Origin of the sequence: Corallococcus sicarius (assembly GCF_003611735.1) — a bacterium.
Classification (GTDB): domain Bacteria; phylum Myxococcota; class Myxococcia; order Myxococcales; family Myxococcaceae; genus Corallococcus; species Corallococcus sicarius.
Genome location: NZ_RAWG01000777.1, coordinates 1 through 408 on the forward strand (window position 1 = coordinate 1; position 408 = coordinate 408).

Sequence of the window (408 nt, forward strand, 5' to 3'; positions counted from 1 at the left end):
GCGTGGGACATGGGGAAGGGCAGGGGTGCTATACGCCGGAGGCGGGAGGCACGATGACGCGCATGCGGACTGTGGCGAGGTGGGCTCCAACCGGCCTCCTGGGGGCCCTGGCGGCCCTCCTGGCCCTCCTGGGCGCCTGCCGGGACGAACCCCCGCTCACCGGGGCCCGGAGCCTCCTGCGGGTCTCCCAGGAGCTCGTCACCTTCCCGTCCAGCTACCCCGGGTTGGAGCGCCAGGTGGAGCTGCGGGTGGTGAACGCGGGGCGGACGACGCTGGACGTGGAGTGGACGGCGCTCGCGGCCCCCTTCTCCGCGGAGGGGCTGCCCACGCGGCTGGGGCCGGGGGAGGTGCCGGTGCGGCTGCGCTTCCGGCCGGAGGTGACGGGCGCGACGACGGCCACGCTGACGG

1 pseudogene is annotated in these 408 nt (G+C 76.0%); it reads left to right on the plus strand.

Annotation, left to right across the window (positions count from 1 at the left end):
• Positions 1 to 62 precede the first annotated feature (62 nt).
• Positions 63 to 408, plus strand: a pseudogene (locus tag D7X12_RS42110) (tenascin-X); the annotation flags it as partial.